Raw genomic sequence first — 15,485 nt, forward strand, 5'->3', positions numbered from 1 at the left:
GCGCCAGACCCGCACCCGCCACATACAACTCACCCGGCACACCCACCGGCACCGGCCGCAACGCCCCGTCCAGCACGAACACCCGCGTGTTGCGGAAGGGCCGGCCGATCGGGACGGCGCCTTCCGGGGTGGGGGCTCCCGGGGCGATGCAGTGGTCGAGGCAGTTGACCGTGGCCTCGGTCGGGCCGTAGGCGTTGTACACCACCGCGTCGGGGTGGCGGGCCCGCCAGCGCTCGAGCGCCGGGCCGAAGAGGGCCTCGCCGCCCAGGACGAGGCAGCCGTCGGGGGACGCCTCGTCCGGCAGGGTCAGGAGCAGCTCCAGGTGACTCGGCGTCACCTTCATGAACGTGGGCTGCGCCGCGCCGACCAGGTCCTCCTCCACAAGGTCGGCGATGCGCACACACCCTCCGCTGATCAGCGGGGTGTACAGCGCGGTCACCGTGAGGTCGAAGGTGACCGGCGAGGGCAGCAGTGACGTTCCGGCAGCCGCCGGGTACTCGTCGCGCGCCCGCAGGACGTAGTCGGTGAGCGCCCGGTGCTCGACCACTACGCCCTTGGAGCGGCCGGTCGAACCCGAGGTGTAGATGACGTATGCGGGGTGCTCGGGACGCAATGCCCCCGAAAGGTCCGGAAGTTCGCTCTCGCGCGGTCCGTCGGCCGGTACGTCGGCATCCGGTGTGCCCAGCAGGATCCGCTCGACCGGCTCCTCGGTCGCCGGCAGCCGGGGTGCGGTGCCGGCGTCGGTGAGCAGCAGGACGGGCCGGGCCTCGTCGAGCACGGTGGCGATGCGGGCCCCGGGGTGGTCCGGGTCCAGCGGGACGTACGCGGCGCCCGACTTCAGGACGGCCAGCAGCGCCACGACGAGGTCGGTACCGCGCGGCAGGGCGACGGCGACCAGGCTCTCGGGGCGGGCGCCGCGGGAGACGAGGACACGGGCCAGCCGGTCGGATCGGGCGTCGAGTTCGGCGTACGACAGCACGGAACCGGCGCATTCGACGGCGGGTTCGTCGGGTGTCAGCGCGGCCTGCTCGGCGAAGAGCCGGGGCAGCGGGTCGTCGGGGACCTCCGCTCGCGGGCCGTTCCACTCGGTGAGGACGCGCCGGAGTTCGCCGGCGTCGAGCAGCTCCACGCGGCCGACGGGAAGCTGCGGTGCGGTCAGCAGCCGGTCGAGGAAGCCGAGGAACCGGTCGCGATGAGCGCGCAGTTCGGCCTCCGTGTACAGCGCGGGGTTGGCGTCGAAGTCGACCCGGATCCCGTCCGCCAGGTCGGCGGTCGCGTACACGTGTACGGAGAGGTCCTTGACCCGCCCGGTGGACAGCTGCCGGGCTACGACCCGCTGCGCGCCGAAGTGCACGGCCTGGTCGAAGGTGACGGCGTTGACGACCGGCCCGGTGAGCGCTGCCGAACCGGAGCGCCCCAGCTCGCCGTGGAGCTCCTCGCCCCGGTAGCACTGGTGCGCGGCGGTTGCGAGCACCCGGGGAGCGACGGTGGCGAGCAGGTCGCCGAAGGAGACCTCGGGCCTGACGGGGACGCGCAGCGGTACCTCGTTGGACAGCATCGTCGGCGTCGTCCGTGCGGGGCGCCCGGTGCGCGCCGCGACGGGCAGGCCGAGGACGACGTCGTGCCGGCCGGTCAGCCGGTGCAGATAGGCGGCCATGGCGGCGATGACGACGACCGGCCAGCGGCTACGGGCCCGGTGCGCGGCCTCGCGCACGGCGGCCACCCGGGGCCCGTCGAGGTGGACGGTGTGGCGCAGGGCGCTCGGGGCCGCCGGCGCCTGGCGTCCGGTGATGCCGGTGGGTTCCGGCCGGTCGGCGAACTCCCGTGCGAAGTGGGCCCGGTCGCGGGCGTAGCGGTCGGAGTCGCGGTAGGCGGCCTCGGCCCGCAGCACATCGTCCACCCGGCCGAAGGAACCGGGCGCGGCCTCGCGACTCTCGATCCCGGCTGTATAGAGCTCCGCGATACGCCGGCAGTACAGGGTCTGCGCCCAGCCGTCCATCACCATGTGGTGGTAGCGCAGGTAGAACGTGTACCGGTCGTCGGCCGTGCGCAGGAGGGCGTGAACCACCAGCGGGTCGCGGGACGGGTCGGCGTACGTGGCGCGATCGGCCCGCATCCACTGCTCGGCGGCGTCCGCCGGATCGCCGGCCGGCCGCAGGTCCACCAGGTGAAGCGGCGGTTCGGCGTCGGACGGCGTCTGCCACAGACCGTCGGCGTCCTCGCTGAAGCTCATGCGGACGGCCTCGGCCTCCCGGGCCGCTGTGCGCACCGCACCGAGCAGGGCGGCCTCGTCCACGTCCCCGTCGATGTCGAAGCGGACAGCGCAGTTGTACAGCGGCTCTCCGGGCTGCAACTGCTGGGCCACCCAGACGCCGACCTGGGCGGCGGTCGCGGGGCGTCGGCCCACCTCACGCACGTCAGACACCTTCCGTCCGCTCCTTCTCGAGTTCGTCGCACAGGAAGTCGACGAGTTCGCCGATGGTCGGGTGCTGCAGCACGACCGTGTCCTCCAAGGGGAGGCCTAGCCTGTCCTCGAGGTCGGCGGCGAGGGTCACCGCGTACAGCGAGTCCAGTCCGTAGTCCGCCAGCGGTGTGTCCGGCAGGATCTCGGTCTCGGGCAGTCGCGCCTGGCCGGCCACGTGCGCCGCGATCCACTGCCGCAGAGCGTCGGCGGATCGCGGACGGCGGGTGTCCTGGACGCTTTCCGGCATGGTCATCTCGGACCAGCTCCTCTCCACGGCCCGGTCCAACGGGCGGAAGTGACGGGGGTGTTCGCGACTGCGGTGGTGGTAGTCGGCGCCGGCGGTCAGCCGGCGTACTCGGGCCGCAGCTCTCCGCTCAGGCGCAGTCGGCGCATCTCGGCGCGCTGGATCTTGCCGCTGGTGGTGCGCCGCACCTGGCCGCGGCGGAGCAGCAGCACCTCCGAGACGCGGACGCCGAACTCCTCGACGACGCTCCTGCGCATGTCGGAGGCCAGCGCCCGGAGCGTGGCCTCGCCCGGCCGGCCGGTGACCTCGTGGGTGATAACGAGGGCCTCCTCGGCGTCCTCCGCGCCGTCCGGGCCGGCCGACAGCGGCGCGGTGAACACAGCTCCGACAGCGCCGAGTTCGCCGTGCCGGGCGCGCAGATGATGTTCGATGTCCTGCGGGTACAGGTTGCGGCCGTGCAGGATCAGGGTCTCCTTGAGCCGGCCCGTGACGAAGACCTCGCCGTCCCGGACGGTGCCGAGGTCCCCGGTGCGCAGGTAGCCGGCGTCGCCGTCGGCGGTGCGTGCCGCGAACGTCTCGCGGGTGGCCGTCTCGTTGCGCCAGTATCCGCGCGCCACGCTGGCGCCGCGCAGCCAGATCTCTCCCACCCGGCCGGCGGGCAGCACCTCGTGGGTCTCGGGATCGACCACCCGTACATCGAAGTCCGGAGCCCGGCCGTTGCCGAGCAGCTCCCGGCCGGTACCCCCGTGGGGCACCTCCCGGAACTCGTGGCGGGCGAGCTGCTCGGGGTCGACCCGGGTCGGGGCGGACGGACGGGGAGCCGCGCCCGAGACGAAGACGGTGGCCTCGGCCAGCCCGTAACAGGGCGACATCGCCTCGGGGTTCAGGCCCGCGGCGGAGAAGCGCTCGGCGAACCGCGCCACGGTCGCCGCGTGCACGGGCTCGGAGCCGTTGACGGCGTGGGTCCAGCGGGACAGGTCCAGCCGGGCGAGCTGCTCGTCGCTGACTCTGCGGCAGCACAGCTCGTAGGCGAAGTTGGGGGCCGCGGACCAGCCGACGTCGTAGCGGTCGATCATCCGGAGCCATTGGTAGGGCTGTCTGATGAACGTGACGGGGCTGAGCAGGACACAGGTCGTGCCCAGGAAGAGGGCGGGCAGCGTCTGCGCCATCAGCCCCATGTCGTGGTAATGCGGGGCCCAGCCGCCGAAGCGGGTGTGCTCGTGAACGTCCAGCGCCCGGTACAGGGCCGTCGCGTTGGCGAGCAGGTTGCCGTGGCTGACCATGACGCCCTTGGGATCTCCCGTGGACCCCGAGGTGTACTGGAGCAGCGCGAGTGCCTCGTGCCCGAGGTCCGGCTCGCGCCAGCTGTCGGGGTCGGCCCACTCCCCCGCGTCGGTGGCCAGCACCTCCAGCGCGGGCAGGTCCTCGCCGTCCAGCCAGTCGGCGACGGCCGGCCCGCTCGCGGTGTCGGTGAGCACGGCCGCCACCTCGGCGTCCGCGGCGATGCCGCGCACCCGTCGGCGCTCGTGTCCGTAGCGTCCCGGCAAAGGGGCGGGTACGGCCACCATGCCGGCGTACAGGCAGCCCGCGAAGGCGGTGATGAACTCGACCGGCGGATACAGCAGCAGGATCCGCGAGCCCGGCGGATACCTGCGCTGCAGTTCGGCGGCGATGCGCCGCGCCTGGGCATCGAACGTGGCGTAGGAGCGGTGCCGCGCATCCCCCCGGTCCGCGTCGCGCACCTGGATCACGGCGTCCTGATCGGGCCGTTCGAGCACATGGCGGCGTAAGGCGCGCACCGCGTTCGATTGGTCAATGAGGCTGATCACAATACGCCGTTTCCTCCGTTGCGAGAATCCACGTCACCGGAACACGACCGTCGGCTCCGACTCACCGGCCCTGACCCAGAGAATAACCGCGGGGACCTGTTTGACATTCGTCTCGAAGCGCTGACCCAGGGAAGCTATCCCGGATCAACAACCCCGTCAAGCATCGATTTTGACAGGCGCACATATAACTACTCCGGCGCTCATTCCAGCTGCGTCTTTAGGTGCCCGCTTAACCATGGTGACCTTGCCGTGCGGCCGCTGGTAGCCTGCTGCGAGCCCTCCTGGAGCTGGACATATGAGCAGCTCGGAGGGGCTTCGAGAAGCAACGTGGCACCCCGGAAGCATCGCCTGAATATCCTGCCACGGAATTCTTTGGCGCCACATTCCCGATTCCCAGCGGCAGGCCGAGACAGAGGATGGAATATGGCTAAGAGCGTGGTCGTGGTAGGCGGCGGAACCGCCGGCTGGATGACCGCTTCATACCTACGGGCCGCTTTCGGCGACCGTATCGACGTCACTCTGGTGGAATCCAAGAACGTTTCGACGATCGGTGTCGGCGAGGCGACGTTCAGCACAGTCCGGCACTTCTTCGACTACCTGGGGCTCGACGAGCGCGAGTGGATGCCCGAGTGCCAGGCGACGTACAAGCTGGCGATCCGCTTCGAGAACTGGCGCGCCCAGGGCCATCACTTCTACCACCCGTTCGAGCGGCTGCGCGTCGTCGACGGGTTCCCGCTGACGGACTGGTGGCTGCACAGCAAGACCGGCGACCGCTTCGACAACGACTGCTTCGTCATCGCCTCGCTGTGCGACGCCATGCGCTCGCCCCGCTACCTCGACGGCACCCTGTTCGAGCAGGACTTCCGCGAGGAAGGCGGCGAGCGCACGTTCCGCACGACGCTCGCGGAGCAGAACACGCAGTTCCCGTACGCCTACCACTTCGACGCGAGCCTGCTCGCCCGGTACCTCACCAAGTACGGAACGGACCGCGGAGTACGGCACGTGCTCGACGACGTGCTCGATGTCTCGCTCGACGAGCGGGGCTGGATCAGCCATGTGGTGACGAAGGAACACGGCGAGCTGCACGGCGACCTGTTCGTCGACTGCACCGGTTTCCGCAGCATGCTGCTGAACAAGGCGCTGGCCGAACCGTTCCTGTCCTACCAGGACACACTGCCCAACGACAGCGCGGTGGCCCTGCGGGTCCCGGTGGACATGGCCGAACGGGGCATCCGGCCCTGCACCACCGCGACCGCACAGGACGCCGGCTGGATCTGGACCATCCCGCTCTTCGGCCGCATCGGCACCGGTTACGTCTACGCGAGCGACTACGCCGGCCCGGAGGAGGCGGAGCGCACGCTGCGCGAGTTCGTCGGGCCCGCGGCAGCGGACCTGGAGGCCAACCACATCAGGATGCGTATCGGGCGCAGCGAGCGCTCGTGGGTGAACAACTGCGTGGCGGTGGGCCTGTCCAGCGGCTTCGTCGAGCCCCTGGAGTCCACCGGCATCTTCTTCATCCAAAACGCCATCGAGCAGCTGGTCAAGCACTTCCCCGGGGAGGGCACGGCCGACTGGGAGAACCTGCGCCGCTCCTACAACCGCCAGGTCGGCCATGTCATGGACGGCGTGCGCGAGTTCCTGGTGCTGCACTACTACGCGGCCGCCCGCCAGGACAACCAGTACTGGAGGGACACGAAGAAGCGGCCGCTGCCCGACTCCCTCGCCGAGCGGATCGAGCAGTGGCAGGCCAAGCTCCCGGACTCGGAGAGCGTCTACCCGCACTACCACGGCTTCGAGTCGTACTCGTACATTGCGATGCTGCTCGGTCTCGGCGGTCTCGACGTGCAGGCCCCGCCAACCCTGGCGTTGCTCGACGACACGGCGGCCGTCCGGGAAATGGCGCTGGTGCGGGAGCAGGCCGCGCGGCTGGTCGAGCGACTGCCCTCGCAGTACGAGTACTTCGCCCATCTGCAGGTTCTGCCGCCGGAACGGCGCGCCGCCCGGGCCCGATGAGCCTCCCTCACTGGGCGGCCCTGACCGGGCACGTGGCGATCGCCGTGGCCGTGGTGCTGGCCGGCGCGCCGCCGGCCCGCGCCCTGGCCCGGCGGCTCGGGCAACCCGCCGTGGTCGCCGAGATCGCACTGGGCATGATCGCCGGGCCGCTGGTGCTGCGGCTCGGCGGTTCGGGCGCGCTCGACCTGCTGGTGCCCGCCGACGTCCACACCGGGCTGGACCACGTCGGCCACGCGGGCCTCGCGCTGTTCCTCGTAGGGGTCGGCCACGAGCTCAAGAGCCCGTCCGTATCGGTCCGGGGCCGCATGGTCGCCACGACCGCCGCGGGAGCGGTGGTCGTCCCGCTGGCCTGCGGCGGGCTGCTCGCCGCATGGGTGCTGTCCACCCACGATCCGTCCCTGCGCGGCCACGCGCCCGCCCCGGCCCTGGTGCTGCTGATCGCGGTGGGGCTTTCGGTCACCGCCGTTCCCGTGCTGGCACGGATCCTGGTGTCCCGCGGGATACTCGAGACACACGTCGGACGGCTGTCCATGACGTCCGCGGTGCTGATCGACATCGCCGCGTGGGTCCTGCTCGCCGTCGCTGTGGGCCTGGCCTCGGGCGGGACGGGGAACGTGCCCCTGTTGCTGCTGGTCGTGTGCGTGTCGGCCGCCGTCTTCGCCGTGCTGCGCACGACGCTGCGCGGCCGGTGGGCGCGGCGGGCGGCGGCCGGCCACCCCCGGGTGGCGGCGGTCGGCATCGCCGTACTGGCAGCCGGGGCAGCGGCCGTGCTGCGCGAGTGGGATCTGCCGGAGATTCTCGGGGCCCTGCTGATCGGCGTGGCCGTGCCGACGGACGGGCCCGACTGGCCGTGGACGCGCGCGGTGCACACCGTGTCCGGCGTCGGCCGCGCCCTGGTGCCGGTGTTCTTCGTCACGACCGGTCTGACCGTGTTCACTCGTGAGTTCGACGGTCTGCCCTGGGCCGCGACGGCCATCACCGTCTTCCTGGCCGTCGTCGGCAAGCTCGGCGGCACGTACGCGGGGGCCCGGATGGGCGGCGCGTCGCACGTCGACGGACTGCGTCTCGGCGTCCTGCTCAACACCCGGGGTCTGACCGAACTCGTCGTCCTCCAGGCCGGTTTCAGCGCGGGGATCCTCACCTCCGACCTGTTCCTGGCCATGGTGGTGATGACGCTCGTGACGACGACGATGACCGGGCCCGTGTACTCCCTCGTCGAGGCGCGCGCCGCCCGGGGCGCCCGCGTGGCGGCTCCCCCCGGGAAACAGGCGACGGACCCCGGGCGACAACCGACGGCCCGCAGGGAAAAGGAGTCGACCCGGCCATGACGGAGCCGCTGCTCGACGTGACACCTCACCAGCCCGGGGCGGCGCGCCCCGAGGCCCCGGACTTCCGGGACCTGATGTCCACCTTCCCGACGGGCGTCGCCGTGGTGACGACCGCCGGCCGGGACGGCCGCCCCTGGGGGATGACCTGTTCCTCGGTGACCAGCATCACCACGGATCCCCCCACCCTCCTGGTCAGCCTGCGGCGCGGCAGTCCCACCCTGTCCGCGGTGCTGGAGTGCGCCACGTTCGCGGTGAACCTGCTGCACCACGAGGGCCGGCCGGCCGCAGAACTGTTCGCCTCGGGCGACCCGGACCGCTTCGACCGCGTCGCCTGGCGGGACGACGGCGACGCGGCGGGTCCCCATCTGCTCGACCACGCTCACTCCGTCGCGGACTGCCGCGTCGAGCGAATCCTGCCGGTCGGCGACCACACGGTGGTCTTCGGCGAGGTGTTCCGGATCGAGACCTATCACAGCGGCCCGCTCCGGCCTCTGCTCTACGGGCTGCGCCAGTACCGGTCCTGGTCCACCGGTGACCGAAAGGAAGGGGAGGTGCGGTGAATCCGGCCGTCGAGGTCCATGAACTGGTGAAGCGCTACCCGCGCCGGGACGTCAACGCCGTGGACGGTCTGTCGTTCACGGTCGGTTCCGGTGAGGTGTTCGGGCTCCTGGGCCCGAACGGAGCGGGCAAGACCACCACCGTGGGCGTGCTCACCACCAGGGTGCGGGCCACAGCCGGCACCGTGCGCGTCGCGGGTGTGGACGTGCGCAGCGATCCGGTGTGCGCCCGGGCACAACTGGGCGTGGTGCCCCAGGGAAGCAATCTCGACCGTGACCTGACACCTCGTCAGAATCTGTTGTTCCACGCCGCCTACCACGGGTTCCCGCGGGCCAGACGTCGGGCCCTGGCCGCCGAGCTGCTCGACGAGTTCGGGCTGACCGAGCAGGCCAACGTCAAGGTCGACTGGTACTCGGGAGGCATGGCCCAGCGTCTGATGATCGCGCGGGCACTCATGCACCAGCCTCGCGTGCTGTTCCTGGACGAGCCGACCACCGGCCTCGATCCGCAGGCCCGCCTGTTCGTGTGGGACCGCGTCCGTGCCCTGCGCGACCGGGGCGTGACGGTCGTGCTGACCACGCACGACATGAACGAGGCGGCCGATCTGTCCGACCGGGTCGGCGTCGTCGACCACGGACGGCTGCTGGCGCTGGACCGGCCGGAGGTGCTCACCCGCGGCGTCGCCGGCCACTCGGTGCTGGAGATCACGGCTGTCCCCGGCCCCGGGGACAAGGGCGCCGACCTGCTCGCGGCGCTGGCCGCCCTCGACGACGTCGAACGCGCCGAGCACATTGCGGACGGGGGCCGGGAGCGCCCGGACAGTGTGCTGATGCGGTTGTACGTGGCCAAGCAGCCGGCCGCCGTGCTGCTGCCGGTCGTCGCCGTCCTCGAGGCCCGCAGCGCCGCGCTGGCCGACGTTCACCTCCGCGAGCCCAGCCTGGAAGACGTCTTCATAGAACTGACCGGAAGAGGACTGCGATGACCACAGCCCACCGTACGGAGCTGCCCGAGAACGCCGGCCGGCCGGGTCTGGAAGTGTCCAGGCCCGGCCGGCCCTCGGTTGGCCGGGTGTTCCTCGCGATTCTCTGGCGGGACGCCTTCGTGACGGGCAAGGAGTTCGGGCTCCTGCTGGTCCAGATCGCGCTCACGCCGTTGTTCATGCTGTTCATCTTCGCCAAGGTGCTGGGCACGCTGAACTACGTCCGGCCCGAGTTCGGCGATCTGCTGCTGCCCGGCATCGCGGCCCTGGCCGCCTTCCTCACCGCGCTGCAGAGCGTCGCCTATCCGCTGGTGATGGAGTTCGGTGTCACCCGGGAGATGGAGGACCGGCTGCTGGCTCCTCTCCCGGTCCACCTGGTGGCCGTCGAGAAGCTGCTGATGGCCACGCTGCGCGGGCTCGTCGCCTCGGCGTGCATCTTCCCGCTCGGTGCCCTGGTCCTGGGCGACGCGCCCTGGCGTGCGGCCGGGATGCCGTTGCTGCTGCTCGTGCTCGCGCTCGGCTCCTGGGCCGGCGCCGCCATCGGCATCACCGTGGGCACACTCGTCCCGCCGCACCGGATCAGCATCATGTTCGCCCTCATCATGGCTCCCCTCATGTTCACGGGTGCCACCCAGTACCCCCTCGTGTCCCTGGACGACCTGCGCTGGTTCCAGGTGGTCAGCGCCCTCAACCCGCTGACGTACACCTCCGAGGGCGTGCGGGCCGCGCTGGTGCCGTCGATCCCCCACGTGCAGCCGTGGCTGTGCGTCCTGGCCCTGACGGGCTACGCACTGGCGTTCACCGCGGCGGGCATCGCCGCCTTCCGGCACCGGGCGCAGAAGTGAGCCGCGTTATTACAGCTGGCTCTACCCCAAGTCTCCATTCAACGCCCCTGCGCCGCATGCCACTTCAGCGATTGGCTTGGAGCATGACGAATTCGACTGACACCGTCCAGCTCTGGTCCGTGACCAAACAGTACGGCTCCGGGGCCCAGACCGTCACCGCTCTGGACAACGTCACGACCACGTTCGCCCGCGGCACCTTCACCGCGGTCATGGGACCGTCGGGATCGGGCAAGTCCACGCTGCTCCACTGTGCGGCGGGCCTGGACCGGGTCTCCGACGGCAAAGTGATCATCGATGACAGCGACCTCGGCGATCTCGACGAGACCGCGCTCACCCTGCTCCGCCGGGACCGCGTCGGGTTCGTCTTCCAGGCCTTCAACCTGGTCTCGGCGCTCACCGCGGAGCAGAACGTCGCCCTGCCGCTGCGTCTCGCGGGACGCCGCCCGCAGCGGTCGGCCCTGATCGCCGCCCTCACCGAGGTGGGGCTGGGCCATCGGGGCGGCCACCGCCCCAGCGAACTCTCCGGTGGTGAGCAGCAGCGCGTGGCCATCGCCCGCGCGCTCATCACCCAGCCGGCCGTGCTCTTCGCGGACGAACCGACCGGTGCGCTGGACACGAAGACCTCGCGCGAGGTGCTGGCGCTGCTGCGCGGAGTCGTCGACCGCCACCAGCAGACGGTGGTCATGGTCACCCACGACCCGGCCGCGGCCACCTATGCGGACCGTGTGCTGCTGCTCGCCGACGGCCGCATCGTGGACGAACTGCGCGGCCGTAACAGTGTCGACACGATCGCCGCCCGCATGGCGTCCCTGGAGGCCCTCGCATGCTGAGTCTCGCCACGATCCGCCGACGCTGGGCGTCCTTCGTCGGGACCTTCACCGCCCTGTGCCTAGGCGTGACCATCCTGTGCATGACCGCCCTGGTGCTGACTTCCGCCCAGCCCGAGGCCCCGGAACGGTATGCGGGCACCGCGGTGCTGGTGCAGAGCCCCGCCGTCGACCAGTCGGACGGCACGTTCACCGAGAACCGGCCGTGGTCGCCGGAGCGCACGCGGGAACTCGTCGGGCAGCTCGGGTCGGTTCCGGGCGTCTCCGCGGCGGTCCCCGACCGGTCCTTCTACGCCCAGGTCGTCATCGACGGCCGGCCGGTGGACAATCCGGGCGGGGAGCTACGCGGACACCCCTGGTCCAGCGCAGCGCTCGCGCCCGACAAGCTCACCGCGGGCCAGGCCCCGACCGGCGGCCGTGAGGTCGCCCTGGACGCCTCGCTCGGCCTCGACCCCGGTGACCGGGTGACCCTGCTGACCGCCACGGGCCCCGCCGCGTACACGGTGTCCGGCACCGTCGACTCCACGTCGTTCTACCTCCCGGACGCGGCGGCCGAAGCGCTGTCGCCCGGGGTGCGGGTGATCGGCCTGGTCACCGACAAGGGCGCGGACCCCGCCGCGGTGGCGAGCGCCGCCGCGAAGGTGGTGGGCAAGGACGGCAAGGTGCTGCACGGCGACAGCGTGAAGGACCTGGAGGCCAAGACCGCGGCGAAGACCCGGTGGATCGGCCTGCAGATCCTGATCGCCATGGCCAGCCTCACCGCGTTCGTCTCCGTCTTCGTCGTCGCGTCGACCTTCGCGTTCAGCATCGTGCAGCGGCGCCGTGAGTTCGGGCTGCTGCGTACGATCGGCGCCACCCCCCGCCAGATCCGCCGGATGATGTACGGCGAGTCGCTCACCGTGGGCGTCGCGGCCGGTGTGGCCGGCGTGGTCCTCGGCAGTGCGCTCGCTCCCGTGCTGGGCGGCCTGCTGGTGGACGGAGGCCTGGAGCCCCCGGGCTTCACCGTCCGCATGCAGGCGCTGCCGTTGCTCGGCTCTTTCGCGCTGGGCCTGGTCGTCGCCCTGGCCGGTGTCTGGTCCGCCTCCCGGCGTGCTGCCCGGATCGCTCCGCTGGAAGCCCTGCGGGAGGCTGCGCTGGAGAAGCGCCCGATGACGCGCTGGCGGTGGATCGGTGCCATCGGTTTCACCGGCCTCGGACTGCTCCTGGTCCTCGTCGCGGCTGGCAGCTCCTCCGACGAGATGATCAACAACGCCTTGTATGCGGCGATGGCCCTCATCGTGGGACTCACCCTGTTCGCCCCGGCGGTCATCCCGCTGGTGGTGAAGGCCGTCTGGTGGCCGCTCGGCCGACTGAGCGGGGCCACCAGCATGGTCGCCCGGGAGAGTTCGCTGACGGCGGTGCGCCGTACCGCGTCGACGGCGGCACCGGTGCTGGTCACCGTCGGCTTCGCGGTACTGATCGCCGGAATGTTCCAGCTCAGGGCGAGCGGCTACGCACTGGAGGAGACCGTCTCCCAGGAGGCCGTCTCCGTGGTCACCCCGCACGACACACCGGGCCTGTCGGACGCCGCGGTCTCGGACGTGGCGGACGGAGCCTCGCTGCTGCCCACCCAGCTCTACGCTGGCGGCACCGACCACATCGGCGCGGTCGGCGTGAGTGACGGCGCCATCGCCAAGGCGCGGGACAAGATGACGGTCAAGTCCGGTTCCCTTGACGCCCTCAAGGGCGACAACACCATGATCGTACGGTCGTCCACGGCGGCATGGCTCGGCTGGACGTCGGGGCGTACGGTCCCCGTCACCTTCGAGGACGGCAGGACCGTGCAGGTGAAGGTGGTCGCCGAGATCACGGACGACTCGTCGACGGCCAGTGTGCTGCTGACCCGGGAGGCGGTGCGGGCCCACTCTCCCTCCGCGCTCACCCCGGTGGTCTACGTCTCCGGGAAGCAGCGCCCCGACCTGCCGGCGTCGCTGGGCGCGGAGTCGATGAGCACGTCCGAATACGCGTCGCGGACGGACGCCGAGGACGACCGGCTGGTGCAGATCTTCCTGGTGATTCTCATCGGGATGTCGCTCGGCTACACCTGCCTCGCCATCGCCAACACGCTCATGATGGCGACCGCCGACCGGGCCGAGGACTTCGGTGTGCTGCGGCTGTCCGGGGCGACCCGACGGCAGGTGCTGCGCATCGTCGCCGCCGAGTCGGCCCTCTCGGTGGGCATCGGCACCGGACTTGGTCTGAGCATCGCGCTGATCGCCCTGCTGGGCATGAGGTCCGGACTGTCCTCCCAGCTCGGTACCGAGGTGCACCTCAACCTGCCCTGGTCCACGATGCTGGTGACGATCGGTCTGTGCCTGGCCCTCGCCCTGGCCTCGAGTGTCCTGCCGGCCCGGATGGCCCTGCGCAGGACCGGCGCCCGAGCGGCCCTGTGATGACGGTGCCCCGGGACACCCCCGCCCCGCCGAGGCGGGGGTGTCCCGGGGCACCGTGAGTCTGTCGTCCGCAGCGTCCCGGCCCGAGGGGGCGGTCAGCCCACGGCGTCGGACGGCAGGGCAGCGCGCAACGCGCTGAGCGCCCGCCCTGCCACTTCGGGAGCGGCATGGCTGTGCCGGGGCAGCTCGACCGCGGCTACGCCGCGGTAGCCGGTCTCCCGCAGCGCGCTCAGCGTGCCCGCCAGGTCCAGCTCGCCCTCGCCGAATTCGAGGTGTTCGTGAACCCCCCGCCGCATGTCGTCCAGTTGCACGTTGACCAGAAGCCCGGCGGCGGCACGGCGTACGCAAGCCGCCGCGTCCACCGGCTCTACGGCCACACAGTGGCCGACGTCGAGCGTGATGCCGAGCAGGTCCGGTTCACCCAGCTGTGTCCGCAGGTCCAGCGCCTGCTGCAGATGCTGGACGAACATGCCGGGTTCGGGCTCCAGCCCCAGCGGCACGCCGTGGCGCTCGCACTCCTGCAGCACCCGGCCGACGCCCGACCTCATGCGCTCCCGGGCCGTGTCCGCAGCCACCGTGGAGGGCTTGATGCCGGACCAGAACGACACGCAGTCCGCGCCGAGTTCGGCGGCGACGCGCACGGCACGGCACAGGAAGTCGATGCGGGCCCCGGGCTCGTCGCACACCAGGGTCGGGTGGTGCTTGCGACGCGGATCGAGCAGATACCGGGCGCCGGTCTCCACCACGCAGCGCAGGCCCAGTGCGGACAGCAGCCGTGCGACGCGGGCGGACTCGGCCGCCGCGTCGGGGGCGAACGGATCGAGGTGGGCGTGGTCCAAAGTCAGCGCCACCGCGGTGTAGCCGAGGTCGGCGATGGTGCGCAGAGCGTCGTCGAGACGGTGGTTGGCGAAGCCGTTGGTGCCGTATCCGAGCCGGATTCCGTCCACTTGTGTCATGTGTCCTCTCTCCGCGCACGCCGGCGGCACGAGATGCCGCGGCATGCGGTCACATCGCGGGCACGGCCCGGCGCGTCTCCTGCGACGCGGGCGGCGCGGACCGCTCGGCGGGCGACGGCACACCGAGCAGCGCCATGCCCAGCGGGGTGACCGTGTGCACCACGGTGTTGCGGTTGCGCATGGTGGTGATGAGCCCGGATTCGCGCAGGACGGCGGTGTGCTGGCTCGCCCCCGCGGAGGAGATGCCCAGCAGGTCGGCGAGCTGGCTGGTGGTGCACGAGGAGGTGAGCGCGCGCAGCGCGGCGGCCCGGGTCCTGCCCACCAGGGCACTCAGGGCCTGCGGCGAGGTGTCGGGGGTGTCCCACAGACCGGCGTCGGCGGGCGCCTCCGACGGTGCCGCGAACACCAGCGCCCGCTGCCCGGTCTCCGGCTCGGCGCCGATGAGCACGCCCGGCCTGCTCTGCGGCAGGAACAGCGACGGTACGAGCAGCAGGCCCTGGCCGTCGAGGAAGACCTCGCTGGACGGCCCCGGGATTTCCATCACCGGCGAGTTCCAGCGGATCCGGGGGTGGAGCGTCGAGAAGAGCCCGTCGACGCCGCCGGTCATGGTGATCCTGCCCCGGGCGTCGCACTCGGTGGTGAGCCGCGTGTGCATCCGATGCGCGTACGGCTCCAGAGCCGACCGCCACACCTGTGTGATCTCCGCGGCGGCGTCGCGGCGGCTCAGCCCTGCGGAGCGCAGCGCCGCATCGTCCGCGCCCGGTGACCGGTCGATCAGGCAGAGCAGGTCGTCAGGGGCCTGGACCCGGCGCTGTGCCGCTGTCAGCAGTTGCGCCAGCGGGGTGGGGTGGCGCAGGTGCCGGCTGAGCTGGTTGCGCCAGCGGGCCTGTGACCGGCTGCCGTTGTGTCCCAGCATGCCGAGCGCGAAGACCGTCTCGGCGATGGGGCCAAGGGTGGGCCGGAGCCTGATCCGGGTCAGGTCCTGCGCGGTGAAGTGGATTCTGATCACG

General features: G+C 71.5%; 12 protein-coding genes. 7 read left to right on the top strand and 5 right to left on the bottom strand.

Annotated features, from left to right (window positions below; translation table 11 throughout):
* From H8R17_RS19985 to H8R17_RS19995, 3 genes are all read right to left on the bottom strand, one after another.
* On the bottom strand, positions 1-2,425 hold a 2,425-nt coding region (locus H8R17_RS19985), incomplete at its 3' end, for an AMP-binding protein (protein WP_187824575.1).
* Positions 2,418-2,717, bottom strand: a complete 300-nt coding sequence (locus H8R17_RS19990; RefSeq protein ID WP_187824576.1) for an acyl carrier protein — start codon at positions 2,715-2,717, stop codon at positions 2,418-2,420. The genes H8R17_RS19985 and H8R17_RS19990, both read right to left, overlap by 8 nt.
* Before the next feature lie 89 nt (positions 2,718-2,806).
* A complete protein-coding gene (locus H8R17_RS19995) occupies positions 2,807-4,537 on the bottom strand; it encodes a fatty acyl-AMP ligase (RefSeq protein WP_187824577.1) in 1,731 nt (576 codons plus the stop codon).
* Between the two features lie 423 nt (positions 4,538-4,960).
* Between H8R17_RS19995 and H8R17_RS20000 the strand changes: the two genes are divergently transcribed.
* The 7 genes from H8R17_RS20000 (at position 4,961) to H8R17_RS20030 (ending at position 13,519) form a co-directional block, all read left to right on the top strand.
* Positions 4,961-6,550: a tryptophan halogenase family protein gene (locus H8R17_RS20000; RefSeq protein WP_187824578.1), complete on the top strand. Its 1,590-nt coding sequence runs from the start codon at positions 4,961-4,963 to the stop codon at positions 6,548-6,550.
* Positions 6,547-7,878, top strand: coding sequence for a cation:proton antiporter (locus H8R17_RS20005; protein ID WP_187824579.1), 1,332 nt, complete (start codon positions 6,547-6,549; stop codon positions 7,876-7,878). The genes H8R17_RS20000 and H8R17_RS20005 overlap by 4 nt, the downstream gene beginning before the upstream one ends.
* Positions 7,875-8,438, top strand: a complete 564-nt coding sequence (locus H8R17_RS20010; protein ID WP_187824580.1) for a flavin reductase family protein — start codon at positions 7,875-7,877, stop codon at positions 8,436-8,438. The genes H8R17_RS20005 and H8R17_RS20010 overlap by 4 nt, the downstream gene beginning before the upstream one ends.
* Positions 8,435-9,418 carry an ABC transporter ATP-binding protein gene (locus tag H8R17_RS20015; protein WP_187824581.1) on the top strand — a complete coding sequence of 328 codons (984 nt, stop codon included), beginning with the start codon at positions 8,435-8,437 and terminating at the stop codon, positions 9,416-9,418. Before H8R17_RS20010 ends, H8R17_RS20015 begins: the two co-directional genes overlap by 4 nt.
* A complete protein-coding gene (locus H8R17_RS20020) occupies positions 9,415-10,260 on the top strand; it encodes an ABC transporter permease (RefSeq protein ID WP_187824582.1) in 846 nt (281 codons plus the stop codon). Before H8R17_RS20015 ends, H8R17_RS20020 begins: the two co-directional genes overlap by 4 nt.
* 83 nt (positions 10,261-10,343) lie before the next feature.
* Complete coding sequence (locus tag H8R17_RS20025; protein WP_223125257.1) at positions 10,344-11,090, top strand: ABC transporter ATP-binding protein; 747 nt, start codon at positions 10,344-10,346, stop codon at positions 11,088-11,090.
* A complete protein-coding gene (locus H8R17_RS20030) occupies positions 11,084-13,519 on the top strand; it encodes an ABC transporter permease (protein ID WP_187824584.1) in 2,436 nt (811 codons plus the stop codon). Before H8R17_RS20025 ends, H8R17_RS20030 begins: the two co-directional genes overlap by 7 nt.
* Positions 13,520-13,614: 95 nt before the next feature.
* On the opposite strand, the gene H8R17_RS20035 is transcribed toward H8R17_RS20030, so the two are convergent.
* Positions 13,615-14,475 carry a sugar phosphate isomerase/epimerase gene (locus tag H8R17_RS20035; protein WP_187824585.1) on the bottom strand — a complete coding sequence of 287 codons (861 nt, stop codon included), beginning with the start codon at positions 14,473-14,475 and terminating at the stop codon, positions 13,615-13,617.
* 49 nt (positions 14,476-14,524) lie between these two features.
* Positions 14,525-15,484 (bottom strand): helix-turn-helix transcriptional regulator, encoded by a 960-nt coding sequence (locus H8R17_RS20040; RefSeq protein WP_187824586.1) that lies wholly within the window; start codon positions 15,482-15,484, stop codon positions 14,525-14,527.
* Between the last annotated feature and the right edge of the window lies 1 nt (position 15,485).

The organism is Streptomyces sp. TRM68367 (genome assembly GCF_014495685.1).
Lineage (GTDB): Bacteria > Actinomycetota > Actinomycetes > Streptomycetales > Streptomycetaceae > Streptomyces.